The following is a 19556-nucleotide window of genomic DNA, read 5'->3' on the forward strand; positions in this document are numbered from 1 at the left end:
GTCAGGTACGGATTTTATGGTTTGCACGGCTAGAAGGAGTGAAATTTTCTCTTGTGCCGTGCAGCTTTTATTTTAAATGGAAAACATGATGTCCATAATGAGTGCTGTGGAGTTAAGGCGGAATGCCTCCTCACTTTCAAGCCAGCAAACGCACATAGAAAATCCTGTCTTCGATACGCCGCTAGCGCAATTGGACGGGGTGGAAACATGGGGGGGCAGTGTTGCTCGCGTGGAGCAGGCTTTGCACAATATCGCCGTACGGCCAGAAGGCCTAAAAGTTGCCTTAGAGGAGCAAGCCTCCGCAGAACAGGTGCTGCAGAGGAATGTTCGCGAAGTGTATAGCCAGCTGCCTGCTGAGAGCGCTTACCTTCGCGATAATTTGCCGCCTGAGTTGCGGGCATTGCAGCATGAGGGGGGGCTGCGCTCAAACGCTGACAGCATGTTCAAGTTGATGAGTGATCGAGAAATTTTGGAGATGATTAGCGACCATATGGTCGATATAAAAGGAAACTATCAAAAAATATTTGCGAATGCAACTAGTAAATATGCTGATTTTTTTAAAGATTTTAGTACAACGATTACCAAGTTGGCTGGTTATTTTTCAGCAAGAGATACAACTGATATGATTGTTAATGTTGATTCATTGCAAAATGATTTATTAGACGTTATGTTAAAGCACAAAAACGAGGCCTTAGTAAGTTGTGATACAGAGCAAGAGGCAAAGTATTGGGCTAAGGAGTTGGGTTTAGCTGCTGATGCAGATATTTTAGGGAGCTCACGTCCAGCATATGTAAAGATGAAAGATAGAAAATGGTGTGTGTATCCTAATCTGGAGCCTTTGGTGCAGATTCTTGTGGCGAGTAATTACAATAACAGCGGTACAAAGGTTCCAATGAGTCTTTCTCCGAAATATGGTGTGGCGGGTGCTATTCGTTCTGATGCTTATACAATGAATAGTGGACGTTGGGCGGATGCCCGTGAAGCTAAATTAAATAATACCATTTTTCAGAGTTGGCAAACGGCCCATAGCACTCAAAAAGAACAGATCCAAAGTACGGTGCAAGTTTTGGCTGAAAAATTTGGACGTGCTAATTCACTATACGACAATATTGTTAAAGTATTGAGTAGCATGACTTCTTCTTTGGAGGAAGCTGCAAAAAATGCTTTGCGCTTTTAATTACTAACCTGATTATGTCTCTTGCTCCGGAACCCTTGATTTAGCTATTCGTGCGGCGTAAAGTGAACGAACGTTCTGCTTTGCGGGGGTGGATCATGTCAATCAATGGTATCCAGATGCAAAAGGGCTTGTCTTTGCCTGAGTTCATCCAGTTGTACGGTACAGAGCAACAATGCGAAGCCGCATTGCAAAAAGCGCGCTGGCCACAAGGCTTTCGTTGCCCCAAGTGCCATGGACAGAATGCCTGCACATTTATACGAGGCAAAACCCGGCTGTGGGATTGTGATCATTGTGCGCACCAAACCAGCCTGACAGCAGGAACCATGATGCACCAGTCGCAACTCCCCCTGACTAAGTGGTTTCTGGCCATTTATCTGGTGACGCAATTAAAAACAGATATCGCTGCTTTATCGCTGCGCCGGCAACTGGGCATTAGCTGGAAAGCCGCATGGCTGCTGAAACATAAGCTCATGGAGGCCATGAGACAACGAGAGGTCAATCTACCCTTGAGTGGTGATGTTCGGATCGATGATGCTTATCTGGGCGGCGAGCGGCACGGTGGCAAGCGTGGACGTGGATCTGAAAATAAGGTCGCTTTTGTGGCTGCGGTTGAAATGCGAGATGGGCGTCCTCATCGGTTGCGTTTTGATCCGGTACAAGGCTTTTCATTCGAAGCGCTCAAACCATGGCCAGAAAAGGCTTTGGCACTGGGGAGTACGGTCACTTCGGACGGCCTGCTTGGTTTTGAGGTGGTACGGCAATTGGGATTTAAGCATCAAGTTGTTCAAGCGCCCAAAGGCAAGGTTGGCACAGAGATTGATGCATTTAAATGGCTGAATGTGATGCTGGGTAATTTAAAAACGGCACAATCTGGCACTTATCATGCATTTAAATACAGTCAATATGCAGGCCGCTATTTGGCGGAGATGCAATATCGATTTAATCGGCGTTTTGATTTATGCGCCCTTATTCCGCGCATGCTACATGCCTTACTAATAGCTACACCATGCCCGCGTGGGCAATGAACTGAGCAAGAGACATAATCAGGAATGTGATTGTTTTGTGAGGCGTGCTAGAAAATATATGAGCGGTAGGAAGGCTCGTTGATAAATTTATGGCTCTCTTGAATTTTACAAGCAATATATATCTTTTGTTAAGTGCGCTGTATAGCACAGTTTATATGTTTATCTAAAAAAATAGTATATTGAAAAGCGTATCTTGTTAAGAATTGTTTTTTATTGAGATTTATATACAGTGGCACCTTCTTATCAATTATTTAAATTACATTACCAATAAGGAAATTAAATATGACAATAATTTCAGCTTTTTCTGTTGTGAAAAATTATTTCCATAGTCTGGCGGGTAAATATGTGGTAACGCCATCAACTTCGGGCGGAGTAGCTTCCTCTAATTCTGGCCGATTGGATCCTTTGGTGGCTGGAGTCACACCGTCACTGCAAACGAGGTCGAGTTTGTTGCCATTGACTTCGGTCAGTAATGAGCCGAGTCCCTCTTCTTCTCAGGCAAAGCTCCTAAAATGGAATGGGGCTAGTTTGAGTCCAGTTGTTGTTAAAAAATGCCTTGACCGGATCATTAAAGGAGGGGGGCTGAAAGCGGATGACTTTAATCGATTGCCTAATGATGGCCTTGGTTGTGGGCGTGCAAAAAACTTCTTTTTGATTAGCATGCTAGCTAGAGAGAAATTGACGGACAATAGTGTGGCATTAGCTCAGCTTGACAAACTCGAGAAGCAGTATTACTCGCTTATTGAAGAACACTCTAAAAACCCAAAGGCGAGCGGTTTTCAAGCATACTCTGCAAAAAATAGTAAAAATTTTATTAAACTCAAGAATCTTGATCTAGCTCTTCTTAAGTTGATTGATCCTAGTAAGGGAAGCGCATCGTATAAAGAACATACTAGTCTCATCAAATTGGCTGAGAGTACGTATGTCATGCCTAGGCGCTACAATGCTCTTGATGACTTGGAGAAAAATCAATCACCATGGTTAAAAAATCTCATTGGGGGGGCTATCAAGAGCTCGTGTGGTGATCAGGGTGGCTCTAATCGTTTGACTTTTTTGGCCGATGCGGTGAAAGCAGCCCTCAATATCCCCGATTTGCTTGTTGAAGAGGCGCCAGCAGAACAGTCTAATCTTGTGGATCGCATGGTGGGTGTTGAGAGTTCTGCTGATGATTCGGTAGATCAATCTGGTGCACATACAAATTCCCCTCAGGTGAATAATAATGAAGTTTTTACCGAGAGTTCTGAATCTTTGATAAGTCAATATAATTCAGACACAACTCTCTTGGATAAGATGGATAACCTTCCAGCCGAAACTTCATCTTCCTTGCTGACAGGGGGGGGTGTCATGGTTCGCAAGAAGGGGGAGGATAAGCATGTATCCGATGTGGAGACATTGGCATCCGAAAATGTGTCAGTCTGGATGCCTGAGATCGCTGCTAATTTGCCTGTTTCTGAAAAAAAAGATGCAAATGGAATAGAGGGCGGGGAGGTAGTGAATGAAGTGATGCTTGAAGAGGGTCCTGCCACTGTTCTTAAGAAGGAAGAAAGCGAAGCTTCTCCCTATATCGCCGAGCATGATAATGAGACTTTGCAGGATAAGCCATCCTCCTCTGACCAGCATGGGTCTTCAATAGTCGAAATTTTGGATTTCAGTACAGTGGCTAATAGTGCGAGTGAAACAGCATCGAGCTCTATCGTGCCCTCCTTGGTCCTCTCGAAGGAGGAGGATGTGGTTGTGCTGCGGAAAGTGCGTGGTCTTGGAAATAATTGGCAGGTGAATGCTAGCGAAAATCAGCTTAAGATTACAAAGGATGCTAGAGCTTCCTTTAGCAAAGGCTCTAGTGTGTCTACGGACTCTTCACCCGTTGTTGCCACTAAAAAACATAGTGTTAGTGCTGAGGATTTATCGGCTCTAAATGACATTGACTTGCGGCAGAGTGATGTGTCCAACTTGGCGAGTGTAGAATCTAACATGGCTCAGCAGGGGGGGGGTAGTGCACCATTTTCGATTTCGGCAGAAAGATCAACTTTTAATATTTTTGGGGAAACTGGCGCAGCTGCTGTCGATTTAATGTCTGCAAGTGGTAATTCGCAGGGCCCCTTTGTTCAGGCTCGTGCTAAATCCTACTACCCTAGGGCATTAGGTGCACCGGCAGCCGTTGAGAAAAAAAATACAAGCTGGCAGTATATGTATTCCCCAACTCCTTTGCCTCAGAAGTGAGGGCGGTAAATATAGCCATCTCTCCGGCGAATTAAGAGTGAGGGGGCTTGTAATCCCGGTAATCCCCCCACAAAACCAGCTCATTTTTAAGTAGAATTTTCTCGCAGTGTTTGAGGAGCTCTACATGAAAGCAGCACGCTATTCCGACAGCCAGATTATGGCGATTTTAAAGCAAGCCGAAGCTGGCTCGACCGTCCCAGATCTGTGCCGCGAGCACGGCATGAGTTCGGCCTCTTTCTATAAGTGGCGGGCTAAATTTGGCGGCATGGATGTTTCGATGATGACGCGCATGAAGGAGCTGGAGGACGAAAACAAACGCCTTAAAAAGATGTATATCGAAGCCCAAATGCAGGCGGATATCATTAAGGAAGCCATGTCAGAAATCCTCTGAAACATCTCAGCGTCGCGAGATGGCTCACTGGGCCGTTGAAACCAAGTCCGTGTCCATTCGTGCGGCTTGCGCTAGTTTTGCGATTAGCACAACTTGCTATCGCTATATTCGTAAGTTGGATGCCGAAAACGCTCAAATCGCTGATTCATTGGTCCAGCGCACGGAAACGCATCGTAACTGGGGCTTTGGCCTCTGCTTTTTGCATCTGCGCAACGTCAAGAAAAAACACTGGAATCATAAGCGGGTCTACAGGATTTACTGCGATTTAGAGTTAAATCTGCGGATTAAGCCTAAAAAACGTTTAGATCGCGAAATGCCAGAGCCATTAGCGGTGCCAGCAGCAAAAAATGAAACGTGGTCGATGGATTTTATGCACGATCAATTAGCCGATGGCCGCAGCATTCGCTTATTCAATGTGATTGATGATTTTAATCGGGAAGGATTGGGCATTGAAGTCGATTTCTCTTTGCCAGCAGAACGCGTCATACGCAGCCTGAATCAAATTATTGAATGGCGTGGTAAACCAAAACGAATCAGGTCTGATAATGGCCCTGAATACATTAGTCACATATTAAAAAATTGGGCAGAACAACAATCGATTGAATTGGCCTATATTCAACCCGGCAACCCGCAGCAAAATGCGTATATTGAACGCTATAATCGCACCGTTCGATATGAATGGCTGGCTTGCGATGATTTTGAAAGTCTTGCTGAAGTGCAAGAAACTGCAACGCAATGGCTTTGGACTTACAATAACGAGCGCTCACATATGGGGTTAGGCGGCATCACCCCGAAACAAAAACTGGCATTACATGCCTGACCTCTACTTTTAAGTGAGCTTAAAAATGGGAGGATTACCTTGCTCAATTTTTCCAAACTGGCGTGCCCACTAAACTCTGACTACTTTAGTTTATGTTTTGTTGATTGGCTTCCTCTGCAATTTCAACGCGATTCCGTCCACTTGTTTTTGCACGGTAAAGGGCTTTGTCGGCTCGATGTAGCGCTTGTTCAAATAATTCATTATTTTGTCGTTCAGAGACACCGAAGCTACAGCTAAAGGTGATTCCGGCAGGCCAAGCTTGGTTGCTGTATAGCCATATGCGTAGTTTTTCTGCTAATTTTACTGCTTGAGTTAATCCGCTACCCTGACAGAGCAAAATGAACTCTTCCCCTCCTAAACGAATTAATTTGTCGTTAGGCCGAATCCGTTGCTGAACTTGCTCAACAAGCTGACAAAGAACTTGATCCCCTATGCCATGGCCATAGGTGTCATTTATTTTTTTAAAATAGTCAATATCAATAAAAATAATACTGAGTTGCGCTTGTGGCAATATATTGCTGAGTAATATATTAAGTCCCTCTCTGTTAAGCGCGAGTGTTAATGGGTCGTGCATGTTTCGTTCTGCAAGTAAGCTATTTATTTCTTGTAATTTTTTCTGAGCGTTTTCTAAATGTTGCTGCCGTTCAGAGCTACGTTGTAAAGCGCATATTGCCCGCCGTAATTCAATTGCTAACCAGAGTGCAGCACTGCCTCCCCATGCTAAGAGTAGTAATAGTTGTAGGGTATCTTTATTGATATATTTTCCGCTAAGCTCGATATAAGCTAAATCGATTTGACGGTTAGCGTGGGGAAGGTGTCGTCCTGTTGTTAAACGTATTTCGCGTATATTTGAAAATTCGTTATGAGTCCATTTAGGTGGAATTTTTTTATCAGTAATCCACCATGATGCTACATTAAATTGATTTCCTACTAATGAATTAGTGCTCCAGCCTATGGCTCCAGGAAGAAAAGCTTGATTAAATTTATGACTACGATAATCGTTGCTTGTACTATAATCAGGGTTAAAATTGATAAGAAGTAAAACAATTTGCTCTTGAACTTCTTGATAACGATAATGAATTGTGAGCTTGTCATATTTAGAGATATCAATACCATGGTTGCCTTGGCTGAGATCGAGGTCTATTGAGCAATATGGTACGCGATGGCCAGGGTTTAGCTGGCAGTCTAATCTCCAATAATCAGGGGTTGTGGTTAGTTTGGCAATACTTCTACCTAGCTGGTTATCTTCTCTGTCATCATTTGCTTTTACTTTATGAAAATTCAAAGGGTCTAATCGTAAAAAATTATTCATACCATAGTGTTGCCAAAATAAAAGGCCTACAGTGCATATAATTAAAAAGCTGAGTGATAGATGAATATATTGGATGGCTTCCCGCCCTCTGAGTTTTTTTTTTGTGAGCATGACCAAGCCTCAAGATAGTAATCATGCAGTAGTATTGGTTTGAATTACTTAAATTTCCAGTTTAAATGTTTACTTGATTATGTCTCTTGCTCCGGAACCCTTGATTTAGCTGTTAGCACAACGTAGCTACTTCGGGGGAGTAAATTGGTTGTGCGCCATTATTCCGTGCGCTCTTTACTAAATCCAGGTAATGGCGGTACGCGCTCTTGACTGAGCAAGAGACATAATCAGGAATGTTTATGTGGTAGCCCCTTCTCGGTAAGCCCCTTGCAGAAAGAACCTGCCCATTTTTAAAATAGAATTTCCTTGCTTCTTTGGGGGAACTCTGCATGAAAGTCGCGGGTAATTTATAACGCCAGATTGTGGCGATTTTAAAATAGGCCGAAGCCGATGCTACGGTGCCTGATTTGTGGGGGGATTACCTGAGTTCCGCATTCTTCATCTAAGTGGCGTGCTAAGTTTTGCTGCATCATCGTTTCCATGCTGATGCAAAGTATTCGTTTATTCAACGTGACTGATAATTTTAATTATGAAGAATTAGATAATGAAGTTGATTTCTCTTTACATGCAGGGCGTGTGGTGCACAGCCAGTACTAAATTATTGAATAGAAATCGGCGTTTGTTGCATCGCTCTACTTTTAACCTTAATTAAAAATACGGGGGTTACTATTAATTTCCATTGGGAGAGGGAGTATTATGGATGGCTTTATTATATTTTTTTAAAATATAAACCCATTTATGATTTTTTACTAATATTTAGTATATAAATTTGCTCTTCGTACTAGTCAGTACCAATTGAATTTTGTTTAAGATTTGTCCCGTGTTTTTTGCTCGTATCATTCGATATACTTGATTTTTAAATTGCTTGTTGACTTAGGAGCAATTGTGAGTACAGCAGGGCTGTATGGTAAGGAAAAATTTGTATGATCTTATTTTCTTTGTTTTATCTAGGATAGTAATCTGAGCTAGATTAATTCACAAGCCCGAAGGGAGCCATACATCCTCGCAGAAATACAGATGTGGGTTCGTTCTGCCTGTATCTTAACTAAGCTATGAAATATTACAGTATTGATTGTGGAGAAGAATAAATTGTACGCTGAGATGAACGAGCTATTGCTAGACAGGAAACTTAAAAATTTTTCTGACGCTAGAGTGGGAGTTGGGTGCTGTTGAGCGTGCTAAAGCTGGCTTTACCAATTACTGATCTTAGTTCTGGAATTGATAAAAAATATACGACACTTGATGTGTGCTCGATTTTTACAAGGAGCGTAGGCATGGCTACGTTTGGGATTGATATTATTATTGCAGATGATCATCCGGCCATTTTAATGGGCGTAATCGCGAGTTTGGGCGATGCACCCAGCATCCGAGTTCAAGGGTGCGCCAGTAATTCGACCCAGATCGCTCAGTTGCTTGAGTTACATGACTGTAGCGTTTTGGTGAGCGATTACTCAATGCCGGGTGGTGCTTATGGCGATGGAAGTAGTATGTTGAGTACTTTGAAGCGCCGCTATCCTAAATTGGGCATTGTGGTGATGACTTCAGTGAACAGTAGTTTGGTGTTGCGTAGTTTGCTTTCTCAGGGAGTGCGCTGCATTGTGAGTAAGTCAGATGATTTATCTCATTTGGCTCCAGCTATTTACGCGGCATATAGTGGTGGTAGCCATTTCTCGACAACGGTGGCCCGAGTTTTGAACGAAATTAATGATGAGACAGCGAGTTTTGACAGAGTGCCTGTGCTGACTGATAGAGAGGTTGAAGTTGTACGACTATTCGTAGGCGGGATGTCGGTAAATGAAATTGCCGCACAGTTACATCGGAGCAAGCAAACGATTAGTTCACAAAAAAATAGTGCTATGCGCAAATTGAATACCGAGCGTGATGGTGATTTATATAAATATGCGGTAGAAGTCGGTCTTGTTACTACGGGTGGACTCGATAAGTAAATATTTGTTTTGTTTGCTTGAAATTATGTGGATGTAATTCATCTGTATATCAGCGTCATTTGAGGGTGGAATAGCTGATTAAATGTTTTGTTTTAGATATTCCTTAGGAGGTGACATGGATTTAAATTTGCAATGGAAGTCATTACCGCGCACTACTGTCATGCTCCATACTACTCAAATGATTTTGTTGAGGTCTTTAAAGTCGCCAGCTCCGTTGCTATTGAATGCACAGTTGTTGCCGCCGCTAGAAGATGCAGCATCCAATACCGTTCTTTTGCAGCTGTATCCTGATAATGGAATAAGCAAGCTAAGCATTCAGGGGGGAGAGTACGCTCTGTTGCCGATGCATGTGTTGGCGAAATGCTTGGTTTTTCTGGATTTAGGGTTTAGTGCTCAAATGGTGAGTGCTCCATCAGCCGGGCTATGTATAAGTTTGCCCGCTGATTGTTTGTCTTCACGTAAAGCACTAGATCAATGGTTTATTACCGGTGTACTACACGCAGTGCCTGAGCAGTTACAGTTGGCTGCTTTGCTAAGAAAATCTGAAGCTTATCAGCTGGTGCGATTTTTATTTAAAAACTATGGTCAGCACAAAATGGTTGAATTGCAGCGATCTTATGGCTTATCAAGCAGCTACTTTAGAAAATTGAGTAAGAAAGCTTTGGGGGGGAGGGTAAAAACTGAGCTAATGAGTTGGCGTGCGATGGATTCCATGCTCTCCTCCTTGGCAGGCAAAGATGCTTGCACAAAGATTGCAGCAGATAATGGTTACGATTCGGCCTCGCACTTTTCTCAAGATATCAAAAAAATATTTGGTGCCGCACCAAGTAAATTACTCTAAGCAGTTACATCTTAATTTCATAATGGAATGCCTCTTTCTATTGTTTTGTAGTGATGTGGTTGCGTGATCATGCCAACTCCTTAGGTGGTACAAGGTATTGTCGGTGGTATCGTTTCTCTTAACTTTAGACCGATCAATAAATTAAGAAAATAGGTTAATTATTCTTAATTTATTATTGATTTAGACTGTTGTTCCTTGAGCACTTTAACTAGTAGCACAGATAGAAATGAGTGTGCTAAATTTAATCAAAACTCAATAAATTGATTTTTTTAAAATTAACAGCATTATCATAATTTGTTTGTTGGTTAAAGTATTTGTATTTTTTTAAATAATTTTAATTACAATGCTGCTTATGTTGAAAAAGCTCATAGAATATATGAAAGAAAAAATGTATTGGCCATTTTTTTCGGAAATGGTCAGCTCAAACTGTCGACGTCAGCAAGCATTTAAAAATGTTTTATTATATAATATGTTGTGTTTTTTTACTGTTTTTTTATTAAGCTTTTTTTGTTCATGGGGCTGGACTTATTACACCTTTAAAGAATACCTGAATACTTATTCCAATCAATTGTATTTAAATGGGATACGTGCATTTAATGTAATGAGAGAGTTAGGGACGCACCCTGAAGAATTTGAAGTTTGCTCAAAAAGTCATCTGCAATATATTAATCAACAGTTATATAAATCCTCTCATGTTATGTCAATTTCATATGTCGTTGATGGGAATATTGTTTGCAATAACAAGGGAATAAAAAATTACGGCATACCTACCGACCCAAGCATTACTATGGATAATGGAGTGCGAATTTGGGGGTATTGGCCCTCAGCTACTCTTTATGGGTTAAATCACTTGGTCGCTGGGCGGGGGGCTTATATTGTTGAGTTTAATCCACTTAGTATTTTAAGTTCCCTTGATATAAACCAGAAGTTGAAGCCTTTGCTATCTATTAGGCACGGTGAGTATTATGTGGGTTTCACTGAGCCACTACCCTATGCAGACCTCGCTTTTTACTATGAAAAAAATATTTTTTCGGGCCAGTATCTTGTAGAAATGGGAATAAGTAATGCTCAGTTTAAATCAGCATGGAAGCGCTATTGGATTTATTTTTTGCCTGCTAATTTAGCAATCATTCTTATTGGGTTTATTTATATTTTTTTTAGGGTGCAAAGCCAATATAGTTTAGATCATTTAATAAGCCGCGGGCTTCCAGATGATGAGTTTCATGTTCTTTATCAACCGATCGTTGAGTTGAAAACTGAACGTATAATAGGAGCAGAAGCATTAATACGCTGGGATTTTGATGGCCAATTAATAAATACTGACTATTTTATTTCACAAGCAGAATTAATGGGGAAAATCAGTGACATAACCCGGTTTGTACTAACAAAATCGGCAAAAGATATGGTCGTTTTACGGGAAAATTTTCAAGATTTTAGTGTTTCGATTAATGTTGCTCCTCAGGATTTGCAAGATGATTGGTTGTTAGTTTTTTTACAGGAATTGGAAGTACAGTATGGCTTGCGACCTGCCGAAGTTAAGTTAGAACTCACTGAGCGTGGCATCACCAAGGATAAGGAGATGTTGGCACAATTGAACGCATTGCGTTGTGCTGGTTATCGTTTGGCCATTGATGATTTTGGAACGGGCTACTCAAGCCTAAGCTACCTGCACGCATTGCCACTTGACCTGCTAAAAATTGACCGTAGTTTTGTGGCTACGCTATGTAGCGATGCAATCGGCCGCAGTGTGACGCCCAATATTATCGCTATGGCACATAAATTAGACTTAACTATTATTGCAGAAGGAATTGAGACGAAAGAGCAGCATAAAGCGCTACTAGATTTGGGCGTGCAATGGGGGCAGGGTTGGCTCTTTGGAAAAGCTGAGCCAATTAATGATTTTTTGGGTGCGTATTTATTACGAAATAGACCAAAATAAGTGTTGTCTTTGAATAATCCATAATAAGCTTACTTATATTAGAGTATCGGTCACATATTTTGTGAACTTATGATTTACAGTGAATAGTCGTTTTTTGAAAGAGCACAATTTTTTTTTGGTAAAATATTGATTTTAAAACCTTCCATGTGAAATTTCGGAGTCAATGTAAGCATGAAATTATTTTTTAAATACTTTACTCGTCAGCCTAGCTACAGTCCACCCGCTTGGTTGGTAATGGCACTAGCTTGGTACCCACTAATGAAATTCAAAGCACAGCACAAAAGCATGAAGGGCTTTCTGTCCTTTGTAGAGATTCAGGGAAATTTGAATGCGCAGCTGGTGAACCTGAGGCGCTTACCTGTAGTATTAAAAGTCATGCAATAACGCAGGCTCAGGCTGAGAACCAAATGCTCCGCGATACGAGTGGCTGTGAATATAAACTATTCTTAAATGGTTTGGAGTTTAATATTCCCTATCGAGATCATCCTGATGATTATAAAAAAACTTTAATGGCGTCTTTCTTAAAGGAAATTAAATCTCATAATAACTTTACGGGGGGAGATAACCCGCAGATTGTATCGCTTGGGCAGTTTTCAACACAAAAAGGCATCTTAGATACGCTTGAATGCTTTAATATTGATACTGTTGGTAGTGGTCAGCAATCCTACATTATCAGTGCCAATGATGATGGTAATGGGCAATACACTTTAATCATCGATGTTAATTATGACCTTGATCTAGATCACTCTGCAATTAAAACATATTTAGAGAATGGCTTATCACCAAGCAAACTAAATATGAATGCCAAATTTCTTATAAAACCAAATGGAGAGGCAACTTGCATGTTATATTGTGTCGATGTAAATAAATACTCTCTGCAGTAACAATAATATTGTTTTTTTATCTATTGTGAAAAAATTATCATTAGCTGATTATGGTAATCCCCCCTATTTTTAAGCTCACTTAAAAGTAGAGGTCAGGCATGTAATGCAAATTTTTGTTTCGGGGTGATGCCGCCCAATCCCATATGCGGGCGCTCGTTATTGTAAGTCCAAAGCCATTGCGTTGCAGTTTCTTGCACTTCAGTAAGACTTTCAAAATCATCGCAAGCCAGCCATTCATAACGCACCGTGTGATTATAACGCTCAATATACGCATTCTGCTGCGGATGGCTGGGCTGAATATAGGCCAATTCAATCGATTGTTGTTCTGCCCAATTTTTGAATAGATGACTAATTTATTCAGGACCATTGTCAGATCTGATTCGCTTGGGCTTGTCGAATAAACAATGCTTTAGTTTCAATAGCCCATTAAGCCATCTCGCGACACTGAGATGTTTAAGAGGATTTCTGACATGGCCTCTTTGATGATATTCGCCTGCATTTGGGCTTCGATATACATCTTTTTAAGGCGCTTGTTTTCGTCCTCCAGCTCTTTCATCCGCGTCATCATCGAGGCGTCCATGCCGCCAAACTTGGCGCGCCACTTATAAAAAGAGGCAGAGCTCATGCCGTGCTCGCGGCACAAATCGGGGATGGTTGAATCGGCTTCGGCTTGCTTTAAAATCGCCATAATCTGGCGTTATCAATTACCTATGGCTTTCATGTAGAACTCCTTAAAGACTGCGAGAAAATTCTACTTAATAATGAGCTGGTTTTGTGGGGGGATTAGCAATTGAATTTTAGATTCGCACTGGGCGTGTGAATTTTGGATTTTTTTAGTACATGTCTTATGGTGTTGTATGTTTGATGTACTTAAAATTAAAACTCTTCTTGATTTGATGTATGGCATTTAATTTTTATTATTCAGATTTTTATTATAATTGTTCGTACGTCAAGTTGATTTTTAATATCAAACTATAGGTTGCAATTATGAGAATTTTTAATGCAATTAATGTCAGTTTTAGGTCTTTCTCTCATACTACGCGACTAGATGATCATACTTTGGTGAAAGGGGCTAAATTAAGTTCCGCTAGTGAGGATGCTCGTGGGCTGATTGAGCGTTGCTCGAGTGGTGTTAAGGGCGCGGGCTCATTTTTGAAAGATAAAGCGGTTAGTTTTGTAAGTTCCATAAAAAAAGGAGCGACTGGCTTAAGGAATCGTAATGGCGGTAAGAATGCTACTAAGGGATTGACATTGGTTCCACTTTCTGTGCTGGAAAAGATGGGGAAGGTAGTTGTTGAAGCTGCGACTGATAACAACGCTGGATTGTTTAGGCTTTCTCCAGGGGAAACAGGACGTGCGAAGTTTGAGCGCGTGTTGAGCAAAAACCCGGAGGGGAAGCGGACGGTTTCTGGTGATATACGCGATGAAATTACTTCACATTTAAAAGATGAGCTTAAATCTTTGGCACCGAATAGGGAGACGTTTGATGGCCTTGTTGCTTTAAAAAAAGAAATGGATGGAGAAAATGATTTAGAAAAGCAGCGTCTTTATGCCAAATCTGCCGTCCAGTTGTTTGTGAGTAATAGCGGTGATACTGAAAGGGCATCTAAGCTTTTAAATATATTTTCCCAATGCTATGCGCTAGCACCTACTAATGGAGGAAAGTACAACAAGACTGTTTTTGATACTGCCGTTGCCTCTTGCTTGCTCGCGAAGATGCCGCCCCTTGATCTTGGGGGGGCACTGAGGCTATGAAAACTTTTTCCGCTAACAATAAAATTGCTGCTGGCGTTTTATCCATGTTATTGAACTCGGTAGCAGTAAGCCCGCTGATTTAAGTTTCAAGGCGCTTAAAGGGGCGCTTCGGTTTGATTGGGCGCCCTTAGTCCAGTACTTGTTGTGGTGAGTAATATTGCACTGTAAGATTTTTTAATTGATTTACTCTGGAAAATATGTGATGCCTGCTAATTTTAATGAGGCTATTAATAGCCTTTGCCTTCGCCTTGATTTGCCACGTACTGTTCAGCACAGCGATATTGTTAATTTATCGATTGGAGAGCACGCGATTCATATTACTGCGCAGCCTTCGCAGATGGTTTTAATGTTTTGTTGTATAGATAGTGCAAAAATTATCGATTCATTATCGCTATTGCAATTAAATCTATTTGATAAGAATTGTTTAAAACCCATTCTTAGTCAGGATGCGCATAGCAATGACTGGGTATTATGGAGCCGTCAGCTATTGGATCATGCCAGTGATGATAGCTTGTATGAGCAGCTGGAATTATTGAGTGATTTTGCAGACAAATTAGTCGCTGGAGAGTGTTAACAGCTTCTGGTACTTAAAAGCAAAACCAAATAAAAAGTGGGCATCTTTAGTGGAAATATAGTTAGCTATGTTTTATGGGGAGCGGTTTGGCTTGTGTCAATAAGTAGTTAAGTGGCATGAGGGTAGGTTAAAGCCGTTATATGGCACTCGTACTTGTTTTTTAATAGCAATTGAAATTATTTTGAGTAAAGGATGAAGATAATGAAATCTATGTCATTAAATAGAATGATTATAAGTAGCAGTACTTTTTTTGCTTTATTGTTATTGACTGCTTGTGGTGGCGGGGGAGGCAGTAGTGATGATTCTATTGTTAATCCGGAACCACCACCCGTTTCACCACAGCCTTGGATTGGCCCCAAACGTTTTTTATTAACAAAGCCAGAAACGGGGAATAACCCTATAGAGGTTTCTATTTCCCATGTTGATGGGGCTGTAATGTTGGATGGGGTAGAACGAAAATTTCAGGCTAGGGCAGTGGAAAGGGGGCAATTAGCATTTAGTGCGGGTGTTCCTTGGATTGAAAACTCTTATAAAACATCAAGGAGCATGTTAGCTTCAAATGGTAATCGGGTTAATTATATAGAATATTCTGATAGTCAATCGCTGGCTGAGATTGGAGCTGGTGATTCTAATAGTATAGTAGCGGTTCGAGATTATATTGCCCTATGTAGTCCTAGTCAGCGCTATTCTCTAATCAATGCTGATGCAAAGCCGCTATCTAGCGAGAGCTTATCGCTGTTTGCTAATCGAACTTTGCGGAGCCCAAGGCATGAATTTAATGCGTGCTCTGGTAATTCACGCTATTTAAATTTTGATGCAGAGGGGGGGGCGACCATTTCAATGGGGGTTCTAGTGAGTCTCTTCTAGGGGCAGAAAGGTTTTCAGCTGCTCAGCTCCAGTTTATGGCCCATGGTAATAGCATGCTGATGCCTGATGGTGTGGGCATGCGCAGCATCGTGATTTATCAGTTTAATGATAGTAGTGGTTCGCGATTGGCCATTCAGGAATTTGCCAGCTATCCAGATGCCCGTAAAAACTATATTCGAATTTGGTATTGAGGGTGTTTTGAATGTGAGCTTGGGTGGCAAGTTACGAGGCACAGGGTATTAATAAGCATTTAATTTTTATTAAGCCTGTTAACCCTGATCGCGAATGAAAAGAATTGACCCACCCCTAATTGGTTGTTATATGAAAGCCATGAAGAAAGGGGACTGTAGCTCCAAAGCGATTACGCCACGATTTAGTGTACTTCTTTAATACTCTAAAAATCATCATAGGTCAGTAATTTGTAACGCACAGTGCGATTATAGCGCTCAATATGCGCATCTTGCTACGGATTGCTGGGCTGAATGTAGGCCATTACTTTGGGGGAAATATATACATTATGAATTCATTGCCACCTATATCGACACAATTTACAACTTGTATCGCTTCGCGGGAATTTGAAGTGCAATGTGGTGACGTCATCAAAAAAATCACTATTGAAATTGGTTTGCCTGTAAATGATGTCATTACCCTTGGCGCCAATGCTTGGCGATGCCCTGTTCACATTAGCTATGGAAAAATTGTTGATGATTTACATGTTTGTGGTGAGGATTCTTATCAGGCAATAGGTCTTGCTTTTCATCTTGTTCAATGTGAGTTAATTAAAAAAACTGAGCAAGGGATGAAGTTAAGTTTGTTTGGTGCTCCATATGTGCCATTTGAGACAAATTATGAAGCAATGAAATTTCTATAGACCTGTTAATTGATGGGCATATGCTATGAGTGGATTGGCTTGAGTTTAGGATTATATATTGCTGGTGCAATATTATTTTTTGAAGAAAACTGCACGTAGTATTGATCTTGGAATAATATAAATAAGGCGTCATCCCTGAGTTTTTATTGGAGATCCCGCATAAATACTGGGTGAGAATAGCGAAGCTGAATAAATATATCAGCGTTTACCTAAGTAAATCTGACCTGATAGTTTCTGTTTTTTATTTATATTTTGTTTATTGGGTGCTACTGCTGTGGTCATCGCGTGTGCAGTTTTTACTGAGTACGTGCGGTCTGTTTTACCCGTGTTTTTTTGTGTTTTTAAAAATAGAGTTATTAACTCCTTACTAAGGAAAAACAATATGAATAACGTGAAATTGAATGGCGATCTGGTAAGTTTAGCTGGTCAATTGCCGATTATTGGCAGCACAGCTCCCTATTTTGTATTAACTGCTAATGATTTATCACAGGTTACATTGCAAGATTTTGTGGGAAAGAAAAAAATACTCAATGTCTTTTTGAGTATTGATACGCCAGTTTGCGCTGCATCAACACGAAAATTTAACGAGATTGCTGTCAGTCACGCTGATACTATTGTGTTGACTATTTCTGCTGATTTGCCGTTTGCACAAGCGAGATTTTGTGCTGCAGAAGGAATTGAAAATGTAAAAACATTATCTACATTTCGTTCTGGCAATTTTGCTCGTGATTATGGTTTGGAAATTGTCAGTGGCCCATTGATAGGATTATGTACAAGGGCAGTGATCGTTTTGGACGAAATGAACATAGTAAAACATGTGCAACTAGTTGCTGAAATTACATCAGAGCCTAATTACAGTCAAGTATTAGCTGCACTATAAATTGTTAATGACGACGACTCAGGTGGTCGTTATTAACGTTAAATTTACTTAAGGAACCTCTGCACGAATACTTTTTTCGTACATTAGACCATTGTAAGTGATTGATTTAATTGTGCGTCGATCAAGGGGTTTTGATTCGTGCAGAGGTTTCTTAATAACTTTCTCTAGGTATCCCTAATTATACACCATGCCTTTATCTACACCTCCAAATCTAAACACCCAAGCCGGTATAGCCGTCTACTCTCCTTCGGTACTCAAACTTTACGATATGTGGGTGCTCTGGTTTTCTAATCGCTGGGTTTGGCAATGCCCTACCCGTCGTGTCCTATTGCCGTTTTATCATATGCATATAGGGAAACGTCATCTTGATGTGGGGGTGGGCACGGGGTTTTATCTCGTAAATAGCACATTTTCAGAGCAACATGAGGTGTCATTACTAGATTTGAATGAACATAGTTTGCATAAAGCCGCTCAGCGGATGGGGCCAGCAGATATAGAGTTATTTGTGGCCGATGTGATGCAGCCGCTCACTGTATTGAATGAACGACAGTATGACTCGATTTCACTGTTTTATTTACTACACTGCCTGCCGGGAAATATGCGTGACAAAGAGCGAGTATTTGAGCATTTGAAACAATATCTGAGTGAAGGCGGCGTACTCTATGGTGCAACTATTTTAGGGGATTCAGTTAAGCATAATTGTTTAGGGCGTAAATTGATGAGCTTTTATAATCACAAGGGTATTTTTGGAAATCAAGAAGATACGCTGGACAACTTGACCAAGGGGCTCAAACGGCATTTCTCTGAGGTGCAGATTAGTCAGCACGGCAAAGTAGCGCTGTTTGTTGCCCGTTCTCCGATATATGTTGGCTGATTGGTGTTTAATGAGCGCCTTTGATAATAAGCAGCGATTTTTTAATTTGGCAATTGACCGAAAATCTACTAATAAAAGGTAATTCACACTCCTATGCCTTTATTGACCACTATACCCGTTTTGTTTTTTTCTGTTTGCTTGATCTGGGGTACTACTTGGATGGCAATGGCACTCGCTTTAGAATCCATTCCACCATTAGCTGCCACTGGCTTACGATTTCTGTTGACCTGCCCCTTGCTAGTGTTTCTCGCGCGTTATAATAAAGTTTCTCTAGGTTTTCCTCTGGGTCGTCGTTGGCTGTTGCCAGTGGTCGCCATTGGGTATTTTGCCGTGCCGTTTTGGTTGATGATATTTGGCGAAGCCTATGTTTCATCTGGTTTGGCTGCCGTCATATTTGCCAATATGCCTATCGCAGTCATGCTTGCGTCTATTCTTTTTCTAAAAGAACGATTTAGTTTTTTACAGTATTTAGGTTTGTTACTCGCGATAGGCTGTTTGATTAAAATCCTGTTTAATGAAACCGCGCTGTCCGATGGTCAAAATTGGATTGGCATCGTGTTTCTCGCATTGGCGGTAGTGATTCATGCGGTGCTCTACGTGGTTGTGCGGCAATACTGTCAGGGAATTCACGTCATTACCTACAATGCTGTTCCAAGTGGGGTGGCTGCTGTGCTGTTGATTTTGGCAAGCATTTTCATTGAAATGCCAGATGTAAGTGCCTTTAGTGCCCGCTCTTGTGGAGCAGTTGCGTACCTTGGGCTAGTGGCTGGTGTGGGGGGCATCTTGGCATATTTTAAGTTGAATGAAAAAGCCACGCCATTTAAGGCTTCTATCTGTTTTTTGGTATTTCCATTGATTGCTTTATTTTTGGATAATCAAATAAAAAATAATAATCTATCAGGGGAATCATTGGCACTGTTGATTCCATTGCTACTGGGGATTATGTTAACCAAATCCAGTTACAGTAAATTGAACTTGAACTGGCTGGTGAACTACGCTAGATATAGAAATTAAGTATTATTTAAATGTTAATAATTGATTTTTAGGATTTATTGAAGATTAGATTATT

At 41.0% G+C, this 19556-nt stretch carries 18 protein-coding genes and 1 pseudogene; 17 read left to right on the forward strand and 2 right to left on the reverse strand.

From position 1 onward, the window contains the following. Window positions 1–76: 76 nt before the first annotated feature. From DYD62_RS06035 to DYD62_RS06050, 5 genes are all read left to right on the forward strand, one after another. On the forward strand, window positions 77–1177 hold the full coding sequence (locus DYD62_RS06035) for an IpaD/SipD/SspD family type III secretion system needle tip protein (protein ID WP_115226521.1): 1101 nt from the start codon (window positions 77–79) through the stop codon (window positions 1175–1177). A 95-nt stretch (window positions 1178–1272) separates the two neighbouring features. Next, window positions 1273–2202 carry an IS1595 family transposase gene (locus DYD62_RS06040; RefSeq protein ID WP_115226522.1) on the forward strand — a complete coding sequence of 310 codons (930 nt, stop codon included), beginning with the start codon at window positions 1273–1275 and terminating at the stop codon, window positions 2200–2202. A 282-nt stretch (window positions 2203–2484) separates the two neighbouring features. Next, the gene (locus tag DYD62_RS06045; protein WP_115226523.1) at window positions 2485–4422 is read left to right on the forward strand and encodes a hypothetical protein; all 1938 of its coding nucleotides are present in this window, start codon (window positions 2485–2487) and stop codon (window positions 4420–4422) included. Window positions 4423–4546: 124 nt separating this feature from the next. Next, complete coding sequence (locus tag DYD62_RS23960; protein ID WP_233702875.1) at window positions 4547–4813, forward strand: transposase; 267 nt, start codon at window positions 4547–4549, stop codon at window positions 4811–4813. After that, window positions 4779–5633 carry an IS3 family transposase gene (locus DYD62_RS06050; protein WP_233702933.1) on the forward strand — a complete coding sequence of 285 codons (855 nt, stop codon included), beginning with the start codon at window positions 4779–4781 and terminating at the stop codon, window positions 5631–5633. The genes DYD62_RS23960 and DYD62_RS06050 overlap by 35 nt, the downstream gene beginning before the upstream one ends. 85 nt (window positions 5634–5718) lie before the next feature. On the opposite strand, the gene DYD62_RS06055 is transcribed toward DYD62_RS06050, so the two are convergent. Continuing rightward, on the reverse strand, window positions 5719–7056 hold the full coding sequence (locus DYD62_RS06055) for a GGDEF domain-containing protein (protein ID WP_115226525.1): 1338 nt from the start codon (window positions 7054–7056) through the stop codon (window positions 5719–5721). Window positions 7057–8330: 1274 nt separating this feature from the next. On the opposite strand from DYD62_RS06055, the gene DYD62_RS06060 reads away from it, so the two are divergent. The 4 genes from DYD62_RS06060 (at window position 8331) to DYD62_RS06075 (ending at window position 12666) form a co-directional block, all read left to right on the forward strand. Further along, window positions 8331–9002 (forward strand): response regulator, encoded by a 672-nt coding sequence (locus tag DYD62_RS06060; RefSeq protein WP_115226526.1) that lies wholly within the window; start codon window positions 8331–8333, stop codon window positions 9000–9002. A 115-nt stretch (window positions 9003–9117) separates the two neighbouring features. Next, window positions 9118–9843 (forward strand): helix-turn-helix domain-containing protein, encoded by a 726-nt coding sequence (locus tag DYD62_RS06065; RefSeq protein WP_165928802.1) that lies wholly within the window; start codon window positions 9118–9120, stop codon window positions 9841–9843. A gap of 376 nt (window positions 9844–10219) precedes the next feature. Next, window positions 10220–11782, forward strand: a complete 1563-nt coding sequence (locus DYD62_RS06070; protein WP_165928803.1) for an EAL domain-containing protein — start codon at window positions 10220–10222, stop codon at window positions 11780–11782. A gap of 245 nt (window positions 11783–12027) precedes the next feature. Beyond that, window positions 12028–12666, forward strand: a complete 639-nt coding sequence (locus tag DYD62_RS06075; RefSeq protein ID WP_132038773.1) for a hypothetical protein — start codon at window positions 12028–12030, stop codon at window positions 12664–12666. Between the two features lie 92 nt (window positions 12667–12758). Here the strand turns inward: DYD62_RS06075 and DYD62_RS06080 are convergent. Continuing rightward, window positions 12759–13354, reverse strand: a pseudogene (locus DYD62_RS06080) (integrase core domain-containing protein). 299 nt (window positions 13355–13653) lie between these two features. Here DYD62_RS06080 and DYD62_RS06085 point away from each other — a divergent pair. From DYD62_RS06085 to DYD62_RS06115, 8 genes are all read left to right on the forward strand, one after another. Next, window positions 13654–14421, forward strand: a complete 768-nt coding sequence (locus DYD62_RS06085) for a hypothetical protein (protein ID WP_115226530.1) — start codon at window positions 13654–13656, stop codon at window positions 14419–14421. A 202-nt stretch (window positions 14422–14623) separates the two neighbouring features. Continuing rightward, window positions 14624–14995 carry a CesT family type III secretion system chaperone gene (locus tag DYD62_RS06090; protein WP_115226531.1) on the forward strand — a complete coding sequence of 124 codons (372 nt, stop codon included), beginning with the start codon at window positions 14624–14626 and terminating at the stop codon, window positions 14993–14995. Between the two features lie 201 nt (window positions 14996–15196). Beyond that, window positions 15197–15862: a hypothetical protein gene (locus DYD62_RS06095; protein ID WP_115226532.1), complete on the forward strand. Its 666-nt coding sequence runs from the start codon at window positions 15197–15199 to the stop codon at window positions 15860–15862. A 53-nt stretch (window positions 15863–15915) separates the two neighbouring features. Beyond that, window positions 15916–16053 carry a hypothetical protein gene (locus tag DYD62_RS23590; protein ID WP_172476480.1) on the forward strand — a complete coding sequence of 46 codons (138 nt, stop codon included), beginning with the start codon at window positions 15916–15918 and terminating at the stop codon, window positions 16051–16053. Between the two features lie 260 nt (window positions 16054–16313). After that, on the forward strand, window positions 16314–16733 hold the full coding sequence (locus tag DYD62_RS06100) for a DUF6968 family protein (protein ID WP_115226533.1): 420 nt from the start codon (window positions 16314–16316) through the stop codon (window positions 16731–16733). Window positions 16734–17115: 382 nt separating this feature from the next. Further along, window positions 17116–17613: a thiol peroxidase gene (gene tpx / locus DYD62_RS06105; protein ID WP_115226534.1), complete on the forward strand. Its 498-nt coding sequence runs from the start codon at window positions 17116–17118 to the stop codon at window positions 17611–17613. A 187-nt stretch (window positions 17614–17800) separates the two neighbouring features. Continuing rightward, a complete protein-coding gene (locus DYD62_RS06110) occupies window positions 17801–18487 on the forward strand; it encodes a class I SAM-dependent methyltransferase (protein ID WP_115226535.1) in 687 nt (228 codons plus the stop codon). Between the two features lie 93 nt (window positions 18488–18580). After that, the gene (locus DYD62_RS06115; RefSeq protein WP_115226536.1) at window positions 18581–19501 is read left to right on the forward strand and encodes a DMT family transporter; all 921 of its coding nucleotides are present in this window, start codon (window positions 18581–18583) and stop codon (window positions 19499–19501) included. The last annotated feature ends 55 nt before the right edge of the window (window positions 19502–19556 follow it).

Origin of the sequence: Iodobacter fluviatilis, assembly GCF_900451195.1 — a bacterium.
GTDB classification, from domain to species: Bacteria; Pseudomonadota; Gammaproteobacteria; order Burkholderiales; family Chitinibacteraceae; genus Iodobacter; species Iodobacter fluviatilis.

Excerpts from the sequence above, each read along its gene's own strand:
- DYD62_RS06035 (WP_115226521.1), top strand. The coding sequence starts at position 77 with ATGGAAAACATGATGTCCATAATGAGTGCTGTGGAGTTAAGGCGGAAT.
- DYD62_RS06040 (WP_115226522.1), top strand. The coding sequence starts at position 1,273 with ATGTCAATCAATGGTATCCAGATGCAAAAGGGCTTGTCTTTGCCTGAG.
- DYD62_RS06045 (WP_115226523.1), top strand. The coding sequence starts at position 2,485 with ATGACAATAATTTCAGCTTTTTCTGTTGTGAAAAATTATTTCCATAGT.
- DYD62_RS23960 (WP_233702875.1), top strand. The coding sequence starts at position 4,547 with ATGAAAGCAGCACGCTATTCCGACAGCCAGATTATGGCGATTTTAAAG.
- DYD62_RS06055 (WP_115226525.1), bottom strand. The coding sequence starts at position 7,056 with ATGCTCACAAAAAAAAAACTCAGAGGGCGGGAAGCCATCCAATATATT.
- DYD62_RS06060 (WP_115226526.1), top strand. The coding sequence starts at position 8,331 with ATGGCTACGTTTGGGATTGATATTATTATTGCAGATGATCATCCGGCC.
- DYD62_RS06065 (WP_165928802.1), top strand. The coding sequence starts at position 9,118 with ATGGATTTAAATTTGCAATGGAAGTCATTACCGCGCACTACTGTCATG.
- DYD62_RS06070 (WP_165928803.1), top strand. The coding sequence starts at position 10,220 with ATGAAAGAAAAAATGTATTGGCCATTTTTTTCGGAAATGGTCAGCTCA.
- DYD62_RS06085 (WP_115226530.1), top strand. The coding sequence starts at position 13,654 with ATGAGAATTTTTAATGCAATTAATGTCAGTTTTAGGTCTTTCTCTCAT.
- DYD62_RS06090 (WP_115226531.1), top strand. The coding sequence starts at position 14,624 with ATGCCTGCTAATTTTAATGAGGCTATTAATAGCCTTTGCCTTCGCCTT.
- DYD62_RS06095 (WP_115226532.1), top strand. The coding sequence starts at position 15,197 with ATGAAATCTATGTCATTAAATAGAATGATTATAAGTAGCAGTACTTTT.
- DYD62_RS23590 (WP_172476480.1), top strand. The coding sequence starts at position 15,916 with ATGCTGATGCCTGATGGTGTGGGCATGCGCAGCATCGTGATTTATCAG.
- DYD62_RS06100 (WP_115226533.1), top strand. The coding sequence starts at position 16,314 with ATGCGCATCTTGCTACGGATTGCTGGGCTGAATGTAGGCCATTACTTT.
- tpx (WP_115226534.1), top strand. The coding sequence starts at position 17,116 with ATGAATAACGTGAAATTGAATGGCGATCTGGTAAGTTTAGCTGGTCAA.
- DYD62_RS06110 (WP_115226535.1), top strand. The coding sequence starts at position 17,801 with ATGCCTTTATCTACACCTCCAAATCTAAACACCCAAGCCGGTATAGCC.
- DYD62_RS06115 (WP_115226536.1), top strand. The coding sequence starts at position 18,581 with ATGCCTTTATTGACCACTATACCCGTTTTGTTTTTTTCTGTTTGCTTG.